Annotated in this window: 29 protein-coding genes and 1 tRNA gene; 27 read left to right on the top strand and 3 right to left on the bottom strand. The window is 51.5% G+C overall.

All coding sequences use genetic code 11. From position 1 onward, the window contains the following. Position 1 precedes the first annotated feature (1 nt). The 27 genes from TCELL_RS01715 to TCELL_RS01840 all read left to right on the top strand — a co-directional run bounded on the left by TCELL_RS01715 (position 2) and on the right by TCELL_RS01840 (position 16,788). Positions 2 to 688, top strand: coding sequence for a 30S ribosomal protein S3 (locus TCELL_RS01715; protein WP_014737007.1), 687 nt, complete (start codon positions 2 to 4; stop codon positions 686 to 688). Between the two features lie 10 nt (positions 689 to 698). Continuing rightward, a complete protein-coding gene (gene rpmC, locus TCELL_RS01720; RefSeq protein ID WP_014737008.1) occupies positions 699 to 935 on the top strand; it encodes a 50S ribosomal protein L29 in 237 nt (78 codons plus the stop codon). Further along, positions 901 to 1,206, top strand: coding sequence for a ribonuclease P protein component 1 (locus TCELL_RS01725; RefSeq protein WP_238529029.1), 306 nt, complete (start codon positions 901 to 903; stop codon positions 1,204 to 1,206). The genes rpmC and TCELL_RS01725 overlap by 35 nt, the downstream gene beginning before the upstream one ends. After that, complete coding sequence (locus TCELL_RS01730; RefSeq protein ID WP_048162897.1) at positions 1,203 to 1,550, top strand: 30S ribosomal protein S17; 348 nt, start codon at positions 1,203 to 1,205, stop codon at positions 1,548 to 1,550. The genes TCELL_RS01725 and TCELL_RS01730 overlap by 4 nt, the downstream gene beginning before the upstream one ends. A 1-nt stretch (position 1,551) precedes the next feature. Then, a complete protein-coding gene (locus tag TCELL_RS01735) occupies positions 1,552 to 1,980 on the top strand; it encodes a 50S ribosomal protein L14 (RefSeq protein WP_014737011.1) in 429 nt (142 codons plus the stop codon). A gap of 9 nt (positions 1,981 to 1,989) precedes the next feature. Beyond that, a complete protein-coding gene (rplX, locus tag TCELL_RS01740; RefSeq protein ID WP_014737012.1) occupies positions 1,990 to 2,370 on the top strand; it encodes a 50S ribosomal protein L24 in 381 nt (126 codons plus the stop codon). Next, positions 2,367 to 3,119: a 30S ribosomal protein S4e gene (locus tag TCELL_RS01745; protein WP_014737013.1), complete on the top strand. Its 753-nt coding sequence runs from the start codon at positions 2,367 to 2,369 to the stop codon at positions 3,117 to 3,119. Before rplX ends, TCELL_RS01745 begins: the two co-directional genes overlap by 4 nt. Next, positions 3,116 to 3,682, top strand: a complete 567-nt coding sequence (locus tag TCELL_RS01750) for a 50S ribosomal protein L5 (protein ID WP_014737014.1) — start codon at positions 3,116 to 3,118, stop codon at positions 3,680 to 3,682. Before TCELL_RS01745 ends, TCELL_RS01750 begins: the two co-directional genes overlap by 4 nt. Before the next feature lie 9 nt (positions 3,683 to 3,691). Further along, entirely contained in the window at positions 3,692 to 3,856 is a 165-nt protein-coding gene (locus TCELL_RS01755) for a 30S ribosomal protein S14 (RefSeq protein ID WP_048162899.1), read from the top strand. Positions 3,857 to 3,895: 39 nt separating this feature from the next. Beyond that, positions 3,896 to 4,297: a 30S ribosomal protein S8 gene (locus TCELL_RS01760; RefSeq protein ID WP_048162900.1), complete on the top strand. Its 402-nt coding sequence runs from the start codon at positions 3,896 to 3,898 to the stop codon at positions 4,295 to 4,297. A gap of 9 nt (positions 4,298 to 4,306) precedes the next feature. Continuing rightward, a complete protein-coding gene (locus TCELL_RS01765; protein WP_048162902.1) occupies positions 4,307 to 4,870 on the top strand; it encodes a 50S ribosomal protein L6 in 564 nt (187 codons plus the stop codon). Continuing rightward, entirely contained in the window at positions 4,851 to 5,267 is a 417-nt protein-coding gene (locus TCELL_RS01770; RefSeq protein ID WP_014737018.1) for a 50S ribosomal protein L32e, read from the top strand. The genes TCELL_RS01765 and TCELL_RS01770 overlap by 20 nt, the downstream gene beginning before the upstream one ends. Further along, positions 5,267 to 5,719 (top strand): 50S ribosomal protein L19e, encoded by a 453-nt coding sequence (locus TCELL_RS01775; protein ID WP_014737019.1) that lies wholly within the window; start codon positions 5,267 to 5,269, stop codon positions 5,717 to 5,719. Before TCELL_RS01770 ends, TCELL_RS01775 begins: the two co-directional genes overlap by 1 nt. 10 nt (positions 5,720 to 5,729) lie before the next feature. Then, complete coding sequence (locus TCELL_RS01780; protein ID WP_014737020.1) at positions 5,730 to 6,320, top strand: 50S ribosomal protein L18; 591 nt, start codon at positions 5,730 to 5,732, stop codon at positions 6,318 to 6,320. 1 nt (position 6,321) lies between these two features. After that, positions 6,322 to 6,966 carry a 30S ribosomal protein S5 gene (locus TCELL_RS01785; RefSeq protein WP_014737021.1) on the top strand — a complete coding sequence of 215 codons (645 nt, stop codon included), beginning with the start codon at positions 6,322 to 6,324 and terminating at the stop codon, positions 6,964 to 6,966. Positions 6,967 to 6,976: 10 nt separating this feature from the next. Beyond that, a complete protein-coding gene (locus TCELL_RS01790; RefSeq protein ID WP_014737022.1) occupies positions 6,977 to 7,453 on the top strand; it encodes a 50S ribosomal protein L30 in 477 nt (158 codons plus the stop codon). A 10-nt stretch (positions 7,454 to 7,463) separates the two neighbouring features. Beyond that, a complete protein-coding gene (locus TCELL_RS01795; protein ID WP_014737023.1) occupies positions 7,464 to 7,910 on the top strand; it encodes an uL15 family ribosomal protein in 447 nt (148 codons plus the stop codon). A gap of 42 nt (positions 7,911 to 7,952) precedes the next feature. Further along, positions 7,953 to 9,437, top strand: coding sequence for a preprotein translocase subunit SecY (secY, locus tag TCELL_RS01800; protein ID WP_014737024.1), 1,485 nt, complete (start codon positions 7,953 to 7,955; stop codon positions 9,435 to 9,437). A gap of 66 nt (positions 9,438 to 9,503) precedes the next feature. Beyond that, positions 9,504 to 9,776 carry a 50S ribosomal protein L34e gene (locus tag TCELL_RS01805; protein WP_048162913.1) on the top strand — a complete coding sequence of 91 codons (273 nt, stop codon included), beginning with the start codon at positions 9,504 to 9,506 and terminating at the stop codon, positions 9,774 to 9,776. A 25-nt stretch (positions 9,777 to 9,801) separates the two neighbouring features. Beyond that, entirely contained in the window at positions 9,802 to 10,353 is a 552-nt protein-coding gene (gene cmk / locus TCELL_RS01810) for a (d)CMP kinase (protein ID WP_048162918.1), read from the top strand. A gap of 17 nt (positions 10,354 to 10,370) precedes the next feature. Next, entirely contained in the window at positions 10,371 to 10,661 is a 291-nt protein-coding gene (locus tag TCELL_RS01815; RefSeq protein ID WP_048162920.1) for a 50S ribosomal protein L14e, read from the top strand. A 141-nt stretch (positions 10,662 to 10,802) separates the two neighbouring features. Continuing rightward, a complete protein-coding gene (locus TCELL_RS07585; RefSeq protein WP_014737028.1) occupies positions 10,803 to 11,072 on the top strand; it encodes a tRNA pseudouridine synthase A in 270 nt (89 codons plus the stop codon). Then, positions 11,073 to 11,867 (top strand): RNA-guided pseudouridylation complex pseudouridine synthase subunit Cbf5, encoded by a 795-nt coding sequence (locus TCELL_RS01820; RefSeq protein WP_014737029.1) that lies wholly within the window; start codon positions 11,073 to 11,075, stop codon positions 11,865 to 11,867. Then, a complete protein-coding gene (locus TCELL_RS01825) occupies positions 11,864 to 12,445 on the top strand; it encodes a class I SAM-dependent methyltransferase (protein ID WP_014737030.1) in 582 nt (193 codons plus the stop codon). Before TCELL_RS01820 ends, TCELL_RS01825 begins: the two co-directional genes overlap by 4 nt. A gap of 164 nt (positions 12,446 to 12,609) precedes the next feature. Beyond that, positions 12,610 to 14,217, top strand: coding sequence for a potassium-transporting ATPase subunit KdpA (locus TCELL_RS01830; protein WP_014737031.1), 1,608 nt, complete (start codon positions 12,610 to 12,612; stop codon positions 14,215 to 14,217). Continuing rightward, entirely contained in the window at positions 14,210 to 16,324 is a 2,115-nt protein-coding gene (locus tag TCELL_RS01835) for an HAD-IC family P-type ATPase (RefSeq protein WP_014737032.1), read from the top strand. The genes TCELL_RS01830 and TCELL_RS01835 overlap by 8 nt, the downstream gene beginning before the upstream one ends. Continuing rightward, complete coding sequence (locus TCELL_RS01840) at positions 16,321 to 16,788, top strand: potassium-transporting ATPase subunit C (protein ID WP_202945694.1); 468 nt, start codon at positions 16,321 to 16,323, stop codon at positions 16,786 to 16,788. The genes TCELL_RS01835 and TCELL_RS01840 overlap by 4 nt, the downstream gene beginning before the upstream one ends. A gap of 113 nt (positions 16,789 to 16,901) precedes the next feature. Here the strand turns inward: TCELL_RS01840 and TCELL_RS01845 are convergent. The 3 genes from TCELL_RS01845 to TCELL_RS01855 all read right to left on the bottom strand — a co-directional run bounded on the left by TCELL_RS01845 (position 16,902) and on the right by TCELL_RS01855 (position 18,339). Then, positions 16,902 to 16,977, bottom strand: a tRNA-Gly gene (locus TCELL_RS01845). A 109-nt stretch (positions 16,978 to 17,086) separates the two neighbouring features. Further along, positions 17,087 to 17,455, bottom strand: coding sequence for a hypothetical protein (locus TCELL_RS01850; RefSeq protein ID WP_014737034.1), 369 nt, complete (start codon positions 17,453 to 17,455; stop codon positions 17,087 to 17,089). A 179-nt stretch (positions 17,456 to 17,634) separates the two neighbouring features. After that, positions 17,635 to 18,339 (bottom strand): nucleotidyltransferase family protein, encoded by a 705-nt coding sequence (locus TCELL_RS01855; RefSeq protein ID WP_048162922.1) that lies wholly within the window; start codon positions 18,337 to 18,339, stop codon positions 17,635 to 17,637. Between the last annotated feature and the right edge of the window lie 49 nt (positions 18,340 to 18,388).

The following is an 18,388-nucleotide window of genomic DNA, read 5'->3' on the forward strand; positions in this document are numbered from 1 at the left end:
CATGGTGGGCTCGAGGGTAAAACAGTACTTCATAAACCTTGGGCTGAAGAAGACGATGATCGACCAGTTCCTAGCGAGCTACTTCGTTGACGCGGGCTACGCAGGAGTAGAGCTCTACAAGACCCCCACAGGGCACAGAGTTGTGATATACGCTGAGTACCCTGGGAGGCTGATCGGTAGGGGAGGCTCGGTGATCAGGAAGCTCACAGCGATCTTCCAGACGAGGTTCGGGCTGGAGAACGTAAACATCACGGTTTCCCCAGTGACGGACGCAGACCTGAACGCCAGAGTCGTCGCGTTCCGCATAGTTAGAGCCCTCGAGAAAGAGATACCTTACAGAAGAGTTATGATGGCCATGCTAAAGAGGATTATGGACGCGGGAGCGCTCGGGGCCGAGATCGTGATCAGCGGTAAACTCAGAGGCGAGAGAGCAACATACGAGAAGATGAGAACCGGGAAAATCTACAAGGCGGGGGACCTAGTCGACTACATAGTGGACAGGGCTGTTGCCAAGACTCTACTAAAGCCTGGTATATTCGGTGTCGAGGTAATCATAGTCAAACCGTCTATCCCGCTACCGGACCAGGTCGAGCTGAAACAGCTGAAACCCGAGGAGTTGCAAGAACTGGCGCAGCCCCAGGTCAAAGGGGAGGCACCAGTAGGGGGTGGTAGTAGTGAAGGCCAGTGAAATAAGGAAAATGCCGCCCGAGGAGAGAGTCAGGAAACTCATAGAGCTCAGGATAGAGCTGGTCAAGCTGAAAATGCAGTCGAGGGTGGGGACTCTCACCAATACTAGTAGAATTAGGAACATTAAGAGGGACATTGCCAGAATCCTCACGGTTATGAGAGAGGAAGCCTCGAGAGAGAGCTCTGTAGAAGAGACCACTAGAGAGAGGACTAGTGAAGGTAGTCCAGCAGTTGAGAATAAACAGTAAGAACATTCTTTTCCACGAGATAATAGGCCTAAGAGTGAGGGTCTTATCCTATACTGACACCAACCTCAACGGGCTCGAAGGAGTAGTGATAGATGAGACCTTGAAAACTCTTCTCATAGAGACCGCGGAGGGCAGAAGGATCAGGGTTTTTAAACCGAGCGGTGTATTTGAATTCAAGCTCCCACACGGCGAGGTAGTGGTTATAAAGGGGGATTTAATTTTAGGTAGACCAGCTGAAAGGCTTAAGAGGTTGAAGAGGCGGTTAAAGTGAGCGCTGCGCAGGTCCGGGACGTGGGTATAAGGGGCGTGGAGCCTCCCAGCGAGACTTGTAATGACCCTAAATGTCCATGGCACGGTCACCTGAAAGTCCGCGGCGTTATTTTGACTGGTGTTGTTAAGAGCGCGAAGATGCAGAAGACGGTTGTTGTAAGGCACGACTACTTGTACTACGACCCGAAGTACAAAAGATACGAGAGGAGGCATAAACACATCCACGCACACCTACCACCCTGTATTAAAGTCAGAGAAGGAGATGTTGTAGTAATCGGCGAGACAAGGCCTTTAGCCAAGAGCGTATCTTTCGTAGTCCTAGGTGTTGTGAAGAAAGGTGGTTGAGATGGGCGCGAAGAGAGCAGTAGCAGGTAAGCCCGCCTTCTCGCGGCGTAAGGTAAATACTGGTCTTCAGGTTGGGTCGAGAGTCGTTGTGACCGATAACAGTGGTGGAAAAGAAGCGATGATCATAGGAGTGCCAGGGTATAAGGGTAGGCTGAGAAGAGTGCCGCCTGCTGGAGTAGGAGACCTAGTAGTAGTGACCGTGAAGAAGGGGAGTCCGAGCGTAAGGAAGCAGGTCTTCAAGGCCATTGTAGTCAGGCAGAGAAGACCTTACAGAAGACCGAATGGCGTGTGGGTGGCATTCGAGGACAACGCCGTGGTCCTGTTAACACCCGAGGGTACTCCTAAAGGCAGTGAAATCAGAGGCCCAGTCGCTAGGGAGGCAGCGGAGAGGTGGCCTCAGATAGCGAACCTTGCGACGATGATAGTCTAGGTGGTATGAATGGCCTTAACCAGGTCCAAGAAGCCGTCTAAACAGAGAAAGGCCCTTTACAACGCGCCACTCCACGTAAGGCACAAGTTCATGACAGCTAAACTTAGCGACGAGTTGGCAGAGAAGTACGGGGTTAAAAGACTGCCTGTACGCAAGGGGGACACCGTTAAGATCCTGAGGGGTGACTGGAGAGGCCACGAGGGTAAAGTAGTCGACGTCGACCTAAAGAGGGGGCGCATCTTTGTCGAGGGCGTTCAAGTTAAGAAGGCAGACGGTACACTAGTGTACTACCCTATACACCCCAGCAAGGTCGTCATCACTAAACTAGACCTGAGCGACAAATACAGAACGAGGATCATAGAGCGACGGAAGGAGGGTGAGAGCAAGTGACAGGCTCTAGGCACTTAAAAGCTCTTGCGGCACCATACTACTGGCCTATCCTGAGGAAAGAGTACAAGTGGACGGTAAGGCCCTCCCCAGGCCCACACCCCACCGAGTACTCGCTACCCCTACTAATAGTCGTCAGGAATGTCTTAGGCTACGCAGAGACGGCGAGAGAGGCTCGGAGACTTATCTCCGAGGGGCACTTCGAGATCGACGGACGCGTTGTCCGGGACTACAAGTTCCCGGTAGGGTTCATGGACGTCCTCCGCATTAAACCAACCGACGAGTACTACAGGGTGGTACCAGTCCCCACGAAAGTAATAGGCTTCGTGAAGATCCCCAAGGAAGAAGCAGCGTTCAAGTTGTGCCGGATACAGAACAAGACCACCGTGAAAGGCGGTCATATACAGTTGAACCTACACGACGGTAGAAATGTGTTGATTAGAGTGAACGACCCGAGAAACCCGGTAGAGGACGTTTACGAGACGCTGGGGACAGTCCAGTTGTCTTTAGCAGACAACAAGATCGTGGATTACGTTCCGCTCGCCGAGAATAACCTGGTAATAATATCGGGCGGAAGGAACGTGGGGAGGGTCGGCTTACTGAAAAAGGTACATAGAGGTATGGGAGTGAAGAGGAGTGTAGCTGTCATTGAAGACAAAAACGGGAACTTGTTCCAGACTAGCCTGAGCTACGTCTTCGTAATAGGCAGAGACAAACCACTAATAACACTCCCCGAGGCGGTGTGGAAATGAGCACCGGGCTCGCCGTAGACGAAGAAAAGATTTTGTCAAAGTGGAACAGTAACCCCATGCTCAAGCCAAGGATAGTCAAAGTAACCGTCAACATCTCGGTCGGCTCGGAGACCGAGAGACTAGGCAAAGCCATAAAGGTTCTCGAAGAGTTGACGGGTGCGAAGCCTGTACCCCGGAGAGCGAAGAGGTCCATCAGGGACTTCGGTATCAGGAAAGGAGAGAACATAGCGGCGATCGTCACGCTACGGGGAGGAGAGGCCATAGACTTTCTTAGGAAAGCATTCGAGGCCGTAGGGTACAGGCTGAAGGAGTCCAGCTTCGACGACTACGGTAATGTTTGCTTCGGGATCAAAGAGCACATCCACATACCCGGCGTTAAGTACGACCCGGAGGTGGGCATCTTCGGAATGGACGTCTGTATCACAATTGAGAGACCGGGTTACAGGGTCATGAGGAGGAGAAGAGTTAGAAAAAGGAGAGTGCCCAGGAGACACAGGGTCTCGAAAGAGGAGGCGATGGTATTGCTTAAGCGAGAGCTCGGAGTCGAGATAGTCCCAGAGTAGGTGGTGGCGGTGGGGAAGTACAGGCCACCTAAGGAGAGGAGCTACGGGAAGGGGAGTAGAAGGTGCCAGAGGTGCGGGGCGAGAGACGCTGTGATACAGGCCTACGGCCTCTACTTGTGCAGGCAGTGCTTCAGAGAACTAGCCTACTCGATAGGGTTCAAAAAATATGGTTAAATAAGTCTTTTAACCCGATATAAAGGAGAGGTGTTGCTTATGGTGATGATGGACACGCTCGCTAACGCCCTCGCGGCAATACAGAACGCGTCGATGAGGTCGAAGAGCGAAGTGCTCATCATGCCCGCCTCCAAGCTCATACTCAACGTCTTGAAAGTCCTCCAGAAGGAGGGGTACATTGGCGAGTTCGAGTACATCGACGACGGGAGATGGGGTAAAATTAAGGTACAGCTACTCGGCAGGATTAACAAGATCGGTGTCATAAAGCCGAGGTACAGTGTGACATATAGGGAGCTATCAGAGTTCCCGGACTGGTTGAAGAGGTACCTCCCGGCGTACAACATAGGTATCTTGATAGTGAGCACGTCGAAGGGGGTCATGAGCCACAGGGAGGCGGTGGAGAAACACGTTGGTGGCATACTACTAGCGTACGTCTACTAGGTGGTGGCAATGGTCAAAATGATACACTATAGTTCGACAGTTGAAGTGCCAGAAGGGGTAAGTGTTCAGGTAGACGGGATGAGGGTCAAGGTAAGAGGTCCTCTCGGCGAGCTAGAGAGAGACTTTAGCCACGCGAGGGGTATTGTCATCAGGGTTGAGGACGGCAAAGTAATCGTAGAAGGCTTTTACGTGGACAGAAAGAAAAAGGCGCTCGTCGGCACTATTGCGGCGCATATCAGCAACATGATCACAGGTGTCACAAAGGGCTTCACGTATAAGCTGAAGATAATCTACTCGCACTTCCCAATAACCGTACAGGTAGACGAGAAAAACCGCGTTGTCAGGATAAAGAACTTCCTCGGCGAGAAGGCTGACAGAATTGCTGAAATCTTCGGTGAGAAGGTGAAAGTAAAGGTGTCAGGCGAAGACATAATAGTTACAGGTATAGACATAGAGGAGGTTGGGCAGACAGCAGCCAATATAGAAAGGGCTACTAGGATCAAGGACTTAGACCGGAGGATATTTGCTGACGGGATCTACATATACGAGCGGGGTGTGGGGATTGAAAAGTAGAATAGAACGCTTACTCGAGTTGAGAAGGAAGATCAAGGAGAAGAAGCCAGAGTTCCTCAGGTATCTCTGGTGGAAGAAACCGAAGTTCGAGAACGACCTAAAGTGGCGCAAGCCTAAGGGTATCGACAACAAGGTCAGGAGGAAGTTGAAGGGATACCCGCCGCTGGTGTCGGTGGGTTACGGTGGTCCAGCTGAAGTAAGAGGGTACCATCCTTCGGGGTTAATACCAGTAACAGTTTCGAATGTGGACGAGATCGATAAACTAGACCCTTCGAAGAACATCATATATATTAGCGCGACTACGGGATTGAAGAAGAAGATTGAGATATACAGGGCAGCGGTAGCAAAAGGCTTTAAGGTAGCAAACCCGCCGGCGGTGGCCGAGGGGATGCGGTAATGGTGGACCTAAGCCTCCAGAAAAGACTTGCCTCGGAAATACTAGGTGTAGGGGTCTCGAGAGTTAGAGTCGACCCCGCTAGAGTAGAGGATGTAGCCGACGCCATTACGAGAGAGGAGATCAAGAGGCTCATCAAAGACGGGGCCATATACGCGGAGCCCGCACGCGGGAACACGGGTTATAGCAGTAAAGTTAGGCGTGAGCAGAGGAGGAAAGGTAGGAGAAGAGGGCATGGTAAGAGGAAAGGAGTCAGAACGGCGAGGACCGACGAGAAGGAGGTGTGGATGAGCAAGATCAGGAAGATCAGAAGGTATCTACGGTATCTCAGAGACAACAAGATCATAGACAGGAAGACGTACAGAAGGCTCTACAGGCTTGCTAAGGGTGGTTTCTTCAAGTCTTTCAACTCCCTCAGAACCTATCTAATCGAGCACGGGTACTTGAAGCGGTAGGGTGTTAAACATGGCAAGAGGACCTAGGTATAAAGTCCCGAGGAGAAGAAGGAGAGAGGGTAAAACGAACTACTACAAGAGGTACAAGATGGTCTTATCGGGTAAGCCGAGGTTCATCGTGAGAAAGACCCTAAACTACATATGGGTGCAGGTGGCAGTGGCCAGACCAGAGGGCGACCATATAATAGCGGCAGCCCACTCGTACGAGCTCGTGAAGAAGTACGGCTGGAAGGGTGGTACAGCGAACACGCCGTCCGCTTACTTGACTGGTCTACTGGCTGGCTTAAGAGCCCTAAAGAAAGGTATTAAAGAGGCGATTCTCGATATAGGGCTTCACTCGCCGACAAGAGGTGGTATAGTGTTTGCGGCGGCTAAAGGAGGCATAGACGCTGGTCTGCAGATCCCGGTGGGTGAAGGGGTGTTCCCCAGCGAGGAGAGGATTAAGGGCGAGCACATAGCCGCGTGGTCTAAGACCCTCAGGGAGAAAGGGCTTTTAGAGAGGTACTTCTCAAGGTATTTAGCTAGAGGTCTTAACCCGGAGGAGTTGCCCCAACACTTCGAGGAGGTAAGGAAGAAGATTATTGTGGAGTACGGTGGTTGATATGAGTATGAGTGCTGTGGATAAAGGGGCTTTGGAGAAGTGGGTTCCAAGGACGAAAGTCGGTAAGATGGTACTAGAGGGCAAGATCACCTCTCTTAAGGAGATATTCGACAAGAACCTGCCATTACTAGAGCCGGAGATAGTCGACTACCTCTTACCCAATCTCAAGTACGAGAGGATAGACGCGGGCCTCGTACAGAAGATGACCGACGCTGGTAGGAGGACTAGGTTCAGGGTTGTGGTAGTAGTGGGTAACGAGGACGGTTTTGTCGGGGTAGGACTAGGTAAAGCCAAACAGTACGTGGAAGCACTGAACAAAGCGATAAGAGACGCCAAGTTGAACATCACCCCCGTCAAGAGAGGTTGCGGTAGCTGGGAGTGTAGGTGCGGAGAACCCCACAGCGTCCCGTTCACAGTCGTCGGGAAGAGTGGTAGTGTCAGGATCGTGATTAAGCCTGCGCCTAAGGGTACAGGTCTTGTTGCCGGCGAGGTTGCTAAAGTCGTGTTGAGACTCGCGGGCATAAGGGACGCCTGGACGGAGACTTTCGGCGAGACGAGGACGTCGGTCAACTTCGCCAAGGCGACTCTAAACGCCCTCAGGAACACCTACAAGTTTGTTACTTCGCTCGACTGGCTGAGAGGCTAGGGGTTGAGCGATGCCAGTGCTCTACGCAATAATCAGGATTAGAGGTGTTCCAGACACCCCGCCCGACGTCGAGCACACACTAAAGTTGCTGAGGTTGAGAAGAAAGTACCACATGGTAGTATACCCAAAGGACCTACCGGGCCTCGAGGGGATGTTGAGGGTAGTAAAGGACTGGGTAACCTGGGGCGAGATCGACGAGGAGACGCTCGCGCAAGTCCTGGAGAAGAGGGGTAGGGTCGTAGGCGGCTCCAAGCTAACCACTGAGCTGCTGAAGAAGTACTTCAACGCGGGCAGCTACGAGGAGATGGCGAGGAAGATCTTCGCAGGCAAGGTCCTCCTCCACAAACAGGAGGTCATAAAACCCGTTTTCAGGCTACACCCGCCGAGAGGTGGGTTTAAGGGTAGTATTAAAAAGCCTGTTGGAGATCATGGCGAACTAGGTTACCGCGGGCCCGCGATCAACGAACTAATCAAAAGAATGCTGTGAGGTGTCGGAGATGGCGGTTAGGAAGAGGAAGAAGAGCAGGAAGCTACGGGGTAGGACACGTACAATGGGTTGGGGTAGGGTAGGACAGCACAGGAAGAGTGGTTCGCGGGGTGGCTTCGGCGCGGTTGGGATGCACAAGCACAAATGGGTCTGGATGTTGAAGTACGCGCCTGACTGGTACGGGAAACACGGCTTTGTCAACCCGACTAGTAAGACAGTGGACATCCGCGAGATCAACGTGGGGTTACTAGACGAGATAGCAGAAAAACTAGTCAGGGAGGGGAAGGCTGTCGTCGAGGGAGACCTGATAGTCATCGACGTTACTAAACTCGGGTTTAACAAAGTGACAGGTTCAGGGAAGGTCACCAGGAGAATGAAGATCATCGCAGAGTACATAACAGAGAACGCTAAGAAGAAAGTAGAGGAAGCTGGCGGGCTGGTTCAACTCCTCGAGTGACGTTAACGTTCTCAACGGATAAGTTTTATTAAGCTACTTGATATGTCTAACCCAGATAGCCTGGTTTACGGCAGTAACCCGCTGGTGTCCACGATGGGAGCCTTGGACGTAATGGCGAGAATAGCAGACTATTTGCCTGCTGCTAAAAAGCCGGATAGGAAACCGTCCTTGTACGAGAGGTTGTTCTGGACCGCTATGGCGTTGATAGTGTACCTAGTACTCGCTAACACACCGCTATACGGTATCCCTATCCAGCCGGCCTCGCAACAACAGATACTGCTAATACAGGTGATCTTCGCGTCTAATAGGGGGACGCTAATGGAGCTAGGCATAGGCCCGATTGTGACTGCGGGCCTGATAATGCAGATCCTGGTTGGAGCTAAGCTGGTCGACCTCGACCTTACAGACCCAGACGACAGGAAGAAGTTTACCTCAGCCCAGAAGACGCTGGCAATCATCCTGGCCGTCTTCGAGGCCGCGATGTACGTCTTGTCGTGTAGGTATTGGGTAGTCACGGGGCCCAACCCCTTCACTGCGTGTACTGCCTCGTGGTCTACTAGGTTGATAGTGGGGCTCCAGATCTTCGCGGGAGCTTACATCGCGATACTACTCGACGAGATGATACAGAAGGGGTGGGGTATAGGGTCGGGTGTCAGCCTCTTCATCCTATCCGGTGTAGCAACTATCATCTTCTGGAATATATTCAGCCCAGTTGTGATAAACGGCACAGCTGTCGGGTTGATACCCTACATCATACAGGCTATTTCTACTGGTAGTAGCCTGTCGAGTATAATGATTAGACCCGGCGGGAGGGACCTAGTCGGTCTCATAGCTACGATCGTTGTAGCGGTTCTTGTGATCTACTTAAGTAACATGAGGGTCAACATCCCCATTACAACACCGAGACTTCAGTCAATTAAAACACGGATACCCCTACAGTTCCTTTACGTTTCGAACATTCCTGTCCTGTTTGTGGGTATATTGTACGCGGATATTCTAGTGTTCGCGTCGTTGTTCAGGACATACGGGGGAGGCTTGATACCCCAGTGGCTGGTCAACACGCTCGCGACGTACGACCAGAACGGCAACCTTGTGGGCGGGATCGCATATTACCTGAACTCCCCGCTCGGAGTGTATAGCGCCTATGCTGACCCCGTTAAGACCGTTGTCTACATCGTGGTACTCGTACTTTTATCGGTGGTCTTCGGCTACATGTGGGTCGAGGTCTCTGGGCTAAACGCGGCCGCTCAAGCACAACAACTAGTTGATAGCGGGCTGGAAGTCCCCGGTATGAGGAGGAACCCCAAGGTCTTGGAGAAGATGCTCGACAAGTACATAACACCTCTAACAGTGTTGTCCAGTATTATAGTGGGTGTTATAGCAGCGCTATCAGACGTGCTCGGTGTTTACGGCGGAGGAATGGGCCTCTTACTGGCAATCGGTATCGTACAGCAGTACTACATGCTTATAGCGTACGAGAGAGCGCTCGAGGCGTACCCGTTACTGAAGAGAATCATAGGGGAGTAGAAGGATTTATTAGTCTCCGAGCCGATTTTCAGGATAACACGATAACGCTTACGGGGGTCGACAGCGTTGCCTAGACCGATGTACAGGACTAGGAGCTGGAGAAGGGTTGTGGTGAGGACGCCCGGCGGCGAGCTTAGAGTCCACTACGAGAAGAGAAGACCCTCCCCTGCTCACTGTGCTATATGTGGACGACCGCTCAATGGTGTTCCGAGGCTCAGGCCGAGTCAGTTGAGGAAACTTGCTAAGACTGAGAAGAGGCCCGAGAGGATCTACGGCGGGGTTATTTGCCCGAGTTGTCTTGCCAAGCTTATCAGGCGGTCTGTGAGGGCTGCCAGCTAGATAGTCTACTTTTGTGGTGCTGAAGTTGGTAAGGATAGCTGTAAGCGGCCCTCCTGGGAGTGGGAAGACTACACACGCTAAGAGGATCGCGGACACATACGACCTGGTCTACTACTCCGCTGGTGGTATTTTCAGAGAGCTGGCCAGAAGCAGGGGGTTGTCGCTGGAGGAGTTATCTCTCATAGCGCTGAAAGACCCAAGCATCGACCTAGAGATAGACAAGAGGACGTTCCAATTAGCGCACGAAGACAACGTAGTGCTAGACGGGCACCTGACAGCGTGGATCGCGAGCGACATCGTAGACTTTAAGATCTACATAACAGCCCCTCTAAAAGTCCGAGTAGCCCGGATCGCGGCAAGGGATAACAAGCCTTTCGAGGACGCTTTACGCGAGACAATAGTACGCGAGAGTGTCCAGCGGAGGAGGTTCATAGAGTTCTACGGGATAGACCCGCTTGATCTGTCGGTTTTCGACCTAGTCATAGACACGTCAAAGCTGGGTGTTGAGGAGACGTTTGCGATCATAAAGTATAGTATAGACAAGTTTTTAAAAACACATAAAACTGCTAATCTTTGAGAGAGAGGGTGTGGATTATGCCGGCTATTGAAATAGGCAGGGTCTGCGTCAAGGTGTCGGGTAGAGAGGCAGGTAGGAAGTGCGTCATAGTCGACATAATAGACGACAGCTTCGTCCTGATTACAGGCCCGAAGAGCCTTACAGGTGTGAAGCGGAGGAGGGTCAACATAAAGCACATAGAGCCTCTAGACAAGAAAATAGCGATATCGAGAGGGGCGAGCGACGAGGAGGTACTGAAGGCCATTGGCGAAAGCGGGTTAACGGATTTCATGAAAGAGAGAGTAAAGGTCTCAACCAGCGTCGTCTAGACAGCGGTATCCACCTGAACACAGCAGACCTGCACGGCTATTTTAGTATAGGTTTTCAGCTCATCGCCTCATCCTTATCGGGTATTAAGGTCCTTAATAGGTGCTGACTCGTGCATTAAAGACTTAGGGTGACACTGCCCGATGGGTCTAGTAGAGAGAGGGCTGGAATTCCTAGACCACATAACGGAGAGAGCCGGCTACAAAAACGACTGGATAGTAGTGAGAGAAGCCGACACGTCGAGCGATTACGGTAGACTTCCCTACGAGAGGCCGATCAAGGAGCACATAGTCAACGGAGTGATAAACTTAGACAAACCACCAGGGCCTACAAGCCACGAAGTAGTAGCATGGGTTAAAAAACTGGTAGGGGTTAGCAAGGCAGGACACGGGGGTACCCTAGAGCCCCTGTAGATGGGGCGGGGATACCCCAAAGTAACAGGTGTCCTGCCAGTAGGTCTAGAGAACGCCACTAAAGTGATCGGCAACGTAATTCACACGGTCAAGGAGTATGTCATGGTGATTCAGCTCCACGACGTAGTCAATGAAGAGAGTTTAAGGAGGGCAGTCGAGTACTTTAAAGGCGAGATCTACCAGAGACCGCCCTTGAGATCGAGCGTGAAGAGGACTTTGAGGAAAAGGAATGTCTACGAGATCGAGTTGCTCGAGTACAGGGACAAGTTTGCCTTAGTCCGCGTACTCTCCGACCCCGGTACTTACATGAGGAAGATAGCTCACGACATAGGGTTAATCCTGGGTGTAGGGGCCCACATGAGGGAGCTCAGGAGGACTAGGACAGGGCCGTTCAAAGAGGACGAGACTCTGTCTACAATGCAGGAGGTCATGGAAGCGGTCACTCTATGGAGAGAGAAAGGAGACGAGAGACTACTCAGGAGGGTGGTACAACCCGTCGAAGTCTCGGTTGTACACCTACCTAAAGTAATGGTACTGGACACGGCTGTTGACGCTATAGCCCACGGGGCGAATCTCGCCGCGCCAGGTGTGGCGAGTGTCACGAGCGACGTGAGGAGAGGGTTCGCGGTGGCGGTTTTTACACTAAAGGGCGAGCTGGTATCACTGGGCGTGTCCCAGCACGACGCCGCCGAGATCAAAAACATGAACAAAGGTATCGTAGTTAAGACTAAGAGAGTATACATGCAACCAGGCATATACCCACAAGCCTGGAAAAGGCAGGTCTCGAAGAGTTGACCCACTACTTTAAGAAGGGCACTACGGGGGATAAAGTAGTAGTAACTTACGTCTACAAGGGTGTGCCTCTTCAGTTCGTCTCGTACACGAGCCTGTTCTCCGGCAGCGAGGTCGACGAGGGCACTCGCCTATTACTCGAACACCTAAGGATACCCGAGGAGGGGGAAGTGCTAGATGTCGGATGCGGTTTTGGCGTCATAGGTATAGCGGTCGCAAGCGTTGCACCTCGTCTGAAAGTGTACATGGTGGATGTAAACCCGCTCGCAGTTAAGGTCTCAAAGCTAAACGCTAAACTGAATAAGGTGGAGGATAGGGTAGTAGTGGTCTTGGGAGATGCCTACGAGCCTTTCAAAGGAAAGAACTTTGATGCGATATACTCAAACCCCCCTCTCGCGGTGGGTATGGAGGTGGTGGAAAAGATAGTACTGGGGGCTGTCCAATACCTGAAAAGCGGTGGATGGGCTCAGTTCGTGCTAGCTAAGGGTGGAGAGAGGATTCTTAGCAAGGCGAGAGATGTATACAAGCGTGTTGAAAAAATTAGTAAGAAAGGGTACACTCTAATATACGCGGAACCGTAGTATTCCAACTTTTCATGGTAAGGAAACTTTGTAAAAGGCCGTCTTCAGCGGTCTGCTGTTAGATTAATAAAGGTTTCTATTTCATACTCATGATTATGTCTAGAACAGACAGGTGCCATGGAGCAGTAATGCTAACAGTAGTCCATCAACTTTAGGGTGTTTCTATGATTCAATCGCTAATTGTCTACTGGCTTAACATCTTCTTGGTCACCGTTATGACGGGTTACGTTCTGAGCGGGGTTATTAGAAAAATGGTCGTTGAATGGCACAAGAAGCCGCCGAGAGTCCTGGAGGTAGTCTACAGGTGCTTAGACCGCATAGGCCTAGACACTACTAACAAGTCCTTCACCGACTACGCTAAAGACTTACTGTTTTTCAATTTCATCTTAATAGCCATCGACACAGTGCTACTCGCTAAACAGGGACTATTCTTCGGCGGAGCCGACCTTTCTTGGGACCTGGCTTTCAATACAGCAGTATCCTTTGCTACGAACACGAATCTCCAGCACTACATCGGCGAGACGACTCTCACGAACATGGCTCAGAGCGTAGTCATTGGCTCGACAATGTTTTTGGCTCCCGCTACAGGTATAGCAGTCTCGCTAGCCTTCCTCCGGTCGCTGATTGGGGAGAGCGCAGGTAACTTCTATCGCGACTTGGTAATGGCAGTAGGACTACTGTTGCTACCATTATCCATTGTCAGCGCAGTACTGTTGTCCGTCCTAGGCGTCCCGCAAACCTTCAACGAGTGGATTCGAGTAGACAACCCGTATTCCGGGTCCTTTATGTTGAGATTAGGCCCAGTAGCCTCGTTCGAGGCGATAAAACTCCTGGGTACTAACGGCGGTGGTTTCTACGGGTCGAACTCCGCCTACCCTCTCGAAAACCCGAGCGGGCTCACAAACTTCATAGAGTCTGTTTTAATGCTCCTCATACCCACGAGTATGCTCTTTGCTTTCGGTAGGGTTTTAGGGAAGCGAAGAGGTCTCTCTCTGTTCGCCGTAGCTTACGTAACGGCTTTCATAATCGTCGGCGTCTCCGTAGCAAGCGGTGTGCCCCCTCTAAACAGCCTGGTAGAGCCGAGGCTCGGCTACCCTGGCTCCCTAGTTTTCAACACGGCCTCTCTTTTATCGGATACAGGGGCTACAGCTTCGAGTCTGCTAGCCATGAAGCCCTCGGCCATAGTCGCCTTCCTCACCGCTATGTTCATACAGGCTGTCCCCGGGGCCGATGGAGTAGGACTACTGTATCTGCTCGTCTACGTCTTCATAATAATTTTCATCGGTTCGTTAATGGTAGGTAAGACTCCGAGATTCATTAACATCCCTATATCTCCTAGAGTGGTCAAGCTATCTACAGTGATATTCCTGATACACCCCGCAATCATTCTCGTGCCAACCTCCATAGCTCTAGTACTAAGGCAGTACACAGCTTTTTCGAATAGATTGGACCCTCTCACGTACACAATGGTCTTGTACGAGTACACCTCGGCGGCGGCCAACAACGGTTCCGGCTACCTAGGGCCTCTCGGTAACACGGTCTTCTGGAACCTGTCGACAGCTATAGTCATGCTCTTGGGCAGGTATCTACCTATTTTCCTTTTCCTACTGATAGCCGATGACATCAGTAAAGCCAAGAGAAGCGTTGCCGAGGAGCCCGTCGAAACTCAGGGGTTGCTGTTCGTAGTATTCTCTGTGGTTATGATCCTAATTCTGACAGCGTTAACGTTTTTCCCGTTCCTAGCGATAGGCCCCCTGCTCATGGGTGGGTAAGTTGAGCGAGTTTAAAGTAGAATGGACTAGCGTTTTAACCGAGTCTGTCAAAAGGCTAAACCCCCTCTACCTACTGAAGACAAGCCCGATAATGTTCATTGTAGAGCTGGGAGCGTTCTTCGAGTTACCCCTCGTGTTATACCCCTCGCCTTATTTGGGCACGTGGTTCTATGTAGGCGTCTTCGCCATTCTACTAATCACAGTATGGTTCTCGACGCTGTCGGAGTCCTTCTCGGAGCACGAGGCGAAGGCTAGGGTTGACTTCCTGAAACGGTTCGAGAAAGAGATTGTCGCACATAAACTGGTCGGCGACAAGGTGGTCGACGTCAAGTCTAGTGAGCTGAGGATCGGGGACTATGTAGTGGTAGAACAGAACGAGTACATCCCTCAGGACGGCTTTGTAGTCGAGGGGGAGGCCTTCGTCGACGAGTCGATGCTCACAGGAGAGTCGGAGCCCGCCTTCAAGGGTAAGGGCGACAGAGTCATATCTGGAACCAGAGTGGTAACGGGCAAGATCGTTGTAGAGGTCGCTGCTGAACCGGGCAAGAGCTACCTCGACAAAATGATAGCCCTGATCTCGGGGGCCAAAAGAGCGAGGATGAGGAGCGAGGTAATGTTGTCGATGCTACTACTCGGCCTCTCGCTGATCTTCCTGGTAGTAGTGGCGTCACTCTACTTCGTATTGGGCGCCTTCGGTAATTACCCAGACCCGTCTCTTATGATATCACTACTAGTGGCCTTAATGCCGACAACTATAGGGGGGCTACTGCCTGCGATAGGGATATCGGGTGTACTGAGGCTCGCGAGCCACAACGTTATCGCCAAGTCGGGTAAGGCGGTGGAGGCAGCGGGCGACGTAGACGTCGTGATCTTCGATAAGACTGGCACTATTACCGAGGGTATCAGGAGCGCCGTCGAATACATCCCGCTGAACAACTATAGCGAGAGAGACGTCGCGATCGCAGCGTACCTGTCTTCTGTAGGCGACTCCACTCACGAGGCGAAGTCGATAATCGAGCTGGCTGAAGACAAAGGTTACGTCCCAGCCAAAGTACTGGTGGAAGAGGCGATGGTCGCGTCGAGGATAAACTACACTCCTAGTAAGAGGTACGGCGGTATAGTATTCGCGTGGCGGGGAGGTAAGAGAATGTTCGGGGAGCCGGAGGGTCAACCACTGTCCAGGATTGAGAAGGAGATTTTAGCCATGAGGAGTCTCGGCGAGGAGGTAAGGATAGTAAAAGGAGCTCCAGACGCCATATTAAGACTCCTGGGCATCGACAAAGACCCTAGGATAGAGGACATTGTGAAGACTATAGGATCTCATGGGGACACCCCACTACTAGTGGCCTTCAACGACGTCCTAGTTGGCTTCGTCGTGTTGAGGGACAGGTTGAAGAAGGGCATCAGAGAAAAGATCCACGAGCTGAAGCTAATGGGTATAAAAACGGTCATGATCACGGGTGACAACCCGTATACTGCGGCTAGTATCGCAAAAGAGGCCGGTATCGAGGACTTCTACGCCCAGGCTAAGCCCGAGGACAAGTTGCTGCTGGTAGAGAGAGAAGAGAAACAGGGGCATGTTGTGGCGGTTATGGGCGACGGAACAAATGACGCCCCGGCGCTCGCGAGGGCTGACGTTGGTGTTGCAATGCACACGGGTACAAGGCCCGCTAAAGAGGCTGCCAATATGATAGACCTCAACTCCAACCCCGCCAGGATAGTCGACATTATCAAGCTCGGCAGGTCTATACTGACGACCAGGGGCGCTCTAACGACTTTCAGTATAATGAACGACATAGCCAAGTACTTCACTATACTCCCGTTCATCATCTCAACAGTTGTCCCCCAGGCGAGTTTCCTAAACTTCCTCAACCTGTACAACACCGTGACAGCGGTTTTAGCGACCATGATTTTCAACGCCATCATAATCCCGTTGTTAATACCGCTCGCAGTAAGAGGGGCTGGTTTCAAGGTCTCCACTTTCAAGAAGCTCCTGGTGCGGAACCTTATCGTGTACGGTATCACCGGGGCTATTATACCGTTTGTCGCGATCAAGTTGATCGATACTGCGGTCGCATGGTCTATTTACGGGGTGGTCCACTGGTGAACGTCTCCAAGGCTGTGGTTAGGCTCGCTGGTCTGGTGGCTCTCCTCTTAATTCTAATGATCGTGTTGGGGTTCGTGTACCCGGCCGTAGTATGGCTGGTCTCACATGCGATAGCACCATGGCAAGCTGAGGGAAGTCTACACGTGGCTTGCGAGAGGGTTATAGCCTCCTCTCTAGTGGCGCACTACAACGAGTCGAGCCCTCTGTTCCACCCCTTCAGTACTAATATGACCTCTTCAGGTGCGGACCCGTACGTACCACTAAACTACGCGTTGGAGCAGGTAGATAGAGTGTCTAATGAAACAGGTTTACCACGTCATCTACTCGTGAAGCTCCTACTAGAAAATGCCGCAAAGAACAACGTAGCGAACCTGCACTTGTTTTCCCCAGGTTACAACATAGTCAATGTAGAAGAGGTCAACTTAGAGATTTTACAAATCCTCAACAAGACCTGTGGGTGGTGAAAGTGAGTGTACAGGTGGCCCTCTTCGTGGTGTTCCTTCTGTTCTCAGCGGTAGTTTTGTTGGTTGCGCTGGCAAAAGAGGGATAAGGGTGAGGAGGACGTGTTTGAGCCGAATGCGGCGGCCGGGATTTGAACCCGGGATCTCCGGCTTGGGGGGCCGGCGTCCTATTCCAGGCTAGACGACCGCCGCGTCCAAGAATATCATCTACACTGCATTGTTTTATAAACCTATAAGCCCAGGTCTACGCGTAGCGTGGATTAGTAAAAAAGCGATTATTGTGGGGAGGACTGTAATACAGCTACGAGAGAGACCTTTCCTCCTCGGGTTCGCCGCGTTTTTTGCTCCCGGATCTTATCACCCTTACGACGTAGTCTATGAAGGCTCTGACCTCGTCAAGCTCCTCCTCTGGTATGTCCTTTATCTTGTGGTTCTTGTTCTTATTAGTCAGTAACTTGAGAAGTAGCAGTCTCCCTATAGCGGTTTTAGTCGTTATCTTCCCCTCGTTCCAGTCCCTCCAGATCGCGTTGGCAATACCGTAGAACTCTGGTATGCTGTCTAAACCAGGGTCACCTACATCTATGACTTCTTTACCCAAATACTTGAAACGTTCTTCTTTCTCGCTTTCCGAGAACTCTTTAGTCTTTTCCTTTATGTACTGATGGACCACAATTACACCAGTATATCTTAAGGTGCCTCATTGTAATAAGTTTTTCAGGAAACTCTATCCCAGAGGAGGATTAGCGGGGCGTGATAGCAAACTGTTTTAAAAGACTACTACTGTAATTAAGAAGTGCTGGATGATGAGAAGAGGGTCTCATGAACCGTGATGTGAGCCGGAAATGCTGATCATAGCTCTCCTTTAAGGACGTTTGAGATGAGGTTAGACGCCTCCTCCAAGTCTTTGTGTGTGTCTATAGCCCTCCAAAACACGTTGTCGTACCTCACAACGCCTAGGACGCCCTCCTCAGCCATCTTAGGGAACGCGGTTTTCTCTAGATCCCCCTTCTCGGGGAAGTACCTTAAACTCTCGGGTCTCAAAGCGTATATACCGGCGTTAATCCAGTAGTCGGATATAATAGGCTTCTCCACGAAACCTACCACTCTGTCCCCCTCAATCCTCAACACCCCGTAAGGGCTGGGCAACGGTATCGACGCGATGACTCCCAGGAGCTTCCTGTCTTCCTCGAGTTTGACTACGAGCTTCTTGGGGTCTAGGTTTGTGAGTATATCCCCGTTTACCACTATGAAGACGTCGTTTTTAGACAAAACATGCTCGGCGTTCTTTATAGCCCCGCCTGTGCCCAGCGGCTCGTCTTCGATAACGTAAGTTATCTTGACACCATGTCTACCCCCGCTACCCAGGTGCTCTATGAGTCTCTCCTTCTTGTAGCCGGCAAGTATCACGAGCTCCCTCACACCGTGCTTCTTCAACCACTTGATCTGCCAGTCTATGATGGCCTCCCCCGCTACTTGGACCAGGGGTTTGGGGACGTCTTCTGTGAAGGGCCTCAACCTCTTCCCGAAACCCCCCGCTAATATGGCCGCGATCAAGATCCTACCCCACGCAACGAGAAAGCTGTGCAAATCTATTTTATTCGTT

The sequence above is a fragment of the Thermogladius calderae 1633 genome (assembly GCF_000264495.1).
GTDB classification, from domain to species: domain Archaea; phylum Thermoproteota; class Thermoprotei_A; order Sulfolobales; family Desulfurococcaceae; genus Thermogladius; species Thermogladius calderae.

Excerpts from the sequence above, each read along its gene's own strand:
- TCELL_RS01715 (WP_014737007.1), top strand. The coding sequence starts at position 2 with ATGGTGGGCTCGAGGGTAAAACAGTACTTCATAAACCTTGGGCTGAAG.
- rpmC (WP_014737008.1), top strand. The coding sequence starts at position 699 with ATGCCGCCCGAGGAGAGAGTCAGGAAACTCATAGAGCTCAGGATAGAG.
- TCELL_RS01735 (WP_014737011.1), top strand. The coding sequence starts at position 1,552 with ATGGGCGCGAAGAGAGCAGTAGCAGGTAAGCCCGCCTTCTCGCGGCGT.
- rplX (WP_014737012.1), top strand. The coding sequence starts at position 1,990 with ATGGCCTTAACCAGGTCCAAGAAGCCGTCTAAACAGAGAAAGGCCCTT.
- TCELL_RS01750 (WP_014737014.1), top strand. The coding sequence starts at position 3,116 with ATGAGCACCGGGCTCGCCGTAGACGAAGAAAAGATTTTGTCAAAGTGG.
- TCELL_RS01760 (WP_048162900.1), top strand. The coding sequence starts at position 3,896 with ATGGTGATGATGGACACGCTCGCTAACGCCCTCGCGGCAATACAGAAC.
- TCELL_RS01765 (WP_048162902.1), top strand. The coding sequence starts at position 4,307 with ATGGTCAAAATGATACACTATAGTTCGACAGTTGAAGTGCCAGAAGGG.
- TCELL_RS01775 (WP_014737019.1), top strand. The coding sequence starts at position 5,267 with ATGGTGGACCTAAGCCTCCAGAAAAGACTTGCCTCGGAAATACTAGGT.
- TCELL_RS01780 (WP_014737020.1), top strand. The coding sequence starts at position 5,730 with ATGGCAAGAGGACCTAGGTATAAAGTCCCGAGGAGAAGAAGGAGAGAG.
- TCELL_RS01785 (WP_014737021.1), top strand. The coding sequence starts at position 6,322 with ATGAGTATGAGTGCTGTGGATAAAGGGGCTTTGGAGAAGTGGGTTCCA.
- TCELL_RS01790 (WP_014737022.1), top strand. The coding sequence starts at position 6,977 with ATGCCAGTGCTCTACGCAATAATCAGGATTAGAGGTGTTCCAGACACC.
- TCELL_RS01795 (WP_014737023.1), top strand. The coding sequence starts at position 7,464 with ATGGCGGTTAGGAAGAGGAAGAAGAGCAGGAAGCTACGGGGTAGGACA.
- secY (WP_014737024.1), top strand. The coding sequence starts at position 7,953 with ATGTCTAACCCAGATAGCCTGGTTTACGGCAGTAACCCGCTGGTGTCC.
- TCELL_RS01815 (WP_048162920.1), top strand. The coding sequence starts at position 10,371 with ATGCCGGCTATTGAAATAGGCAGGGTCTGCGTCAAGGTGTCGGGTAGA.
- TCELL_RS07585 (WP_014737028.1), top strand. The coding sequence starts at position 10,803 with ATGGGTCTAGTAGAGAGAGGGCTGGAATTCCTAGACCACATAACGGAG.
- TCELL_RS01820 (WP_014737029.1), top strand. The coding sequence starts at position 11,073 with ATGGGGCGGGGATACCCCAAAGTAACAGGTGTCCTGCCAGTAGGTCTA.
- TCELL_RS01830 (WP_014737031.1), top strand. The coding sequence starts at position 12,610 with ATGATTCAATCGCTAATTGTCTACTGGCTTAACATCTTCTTGGTCACC.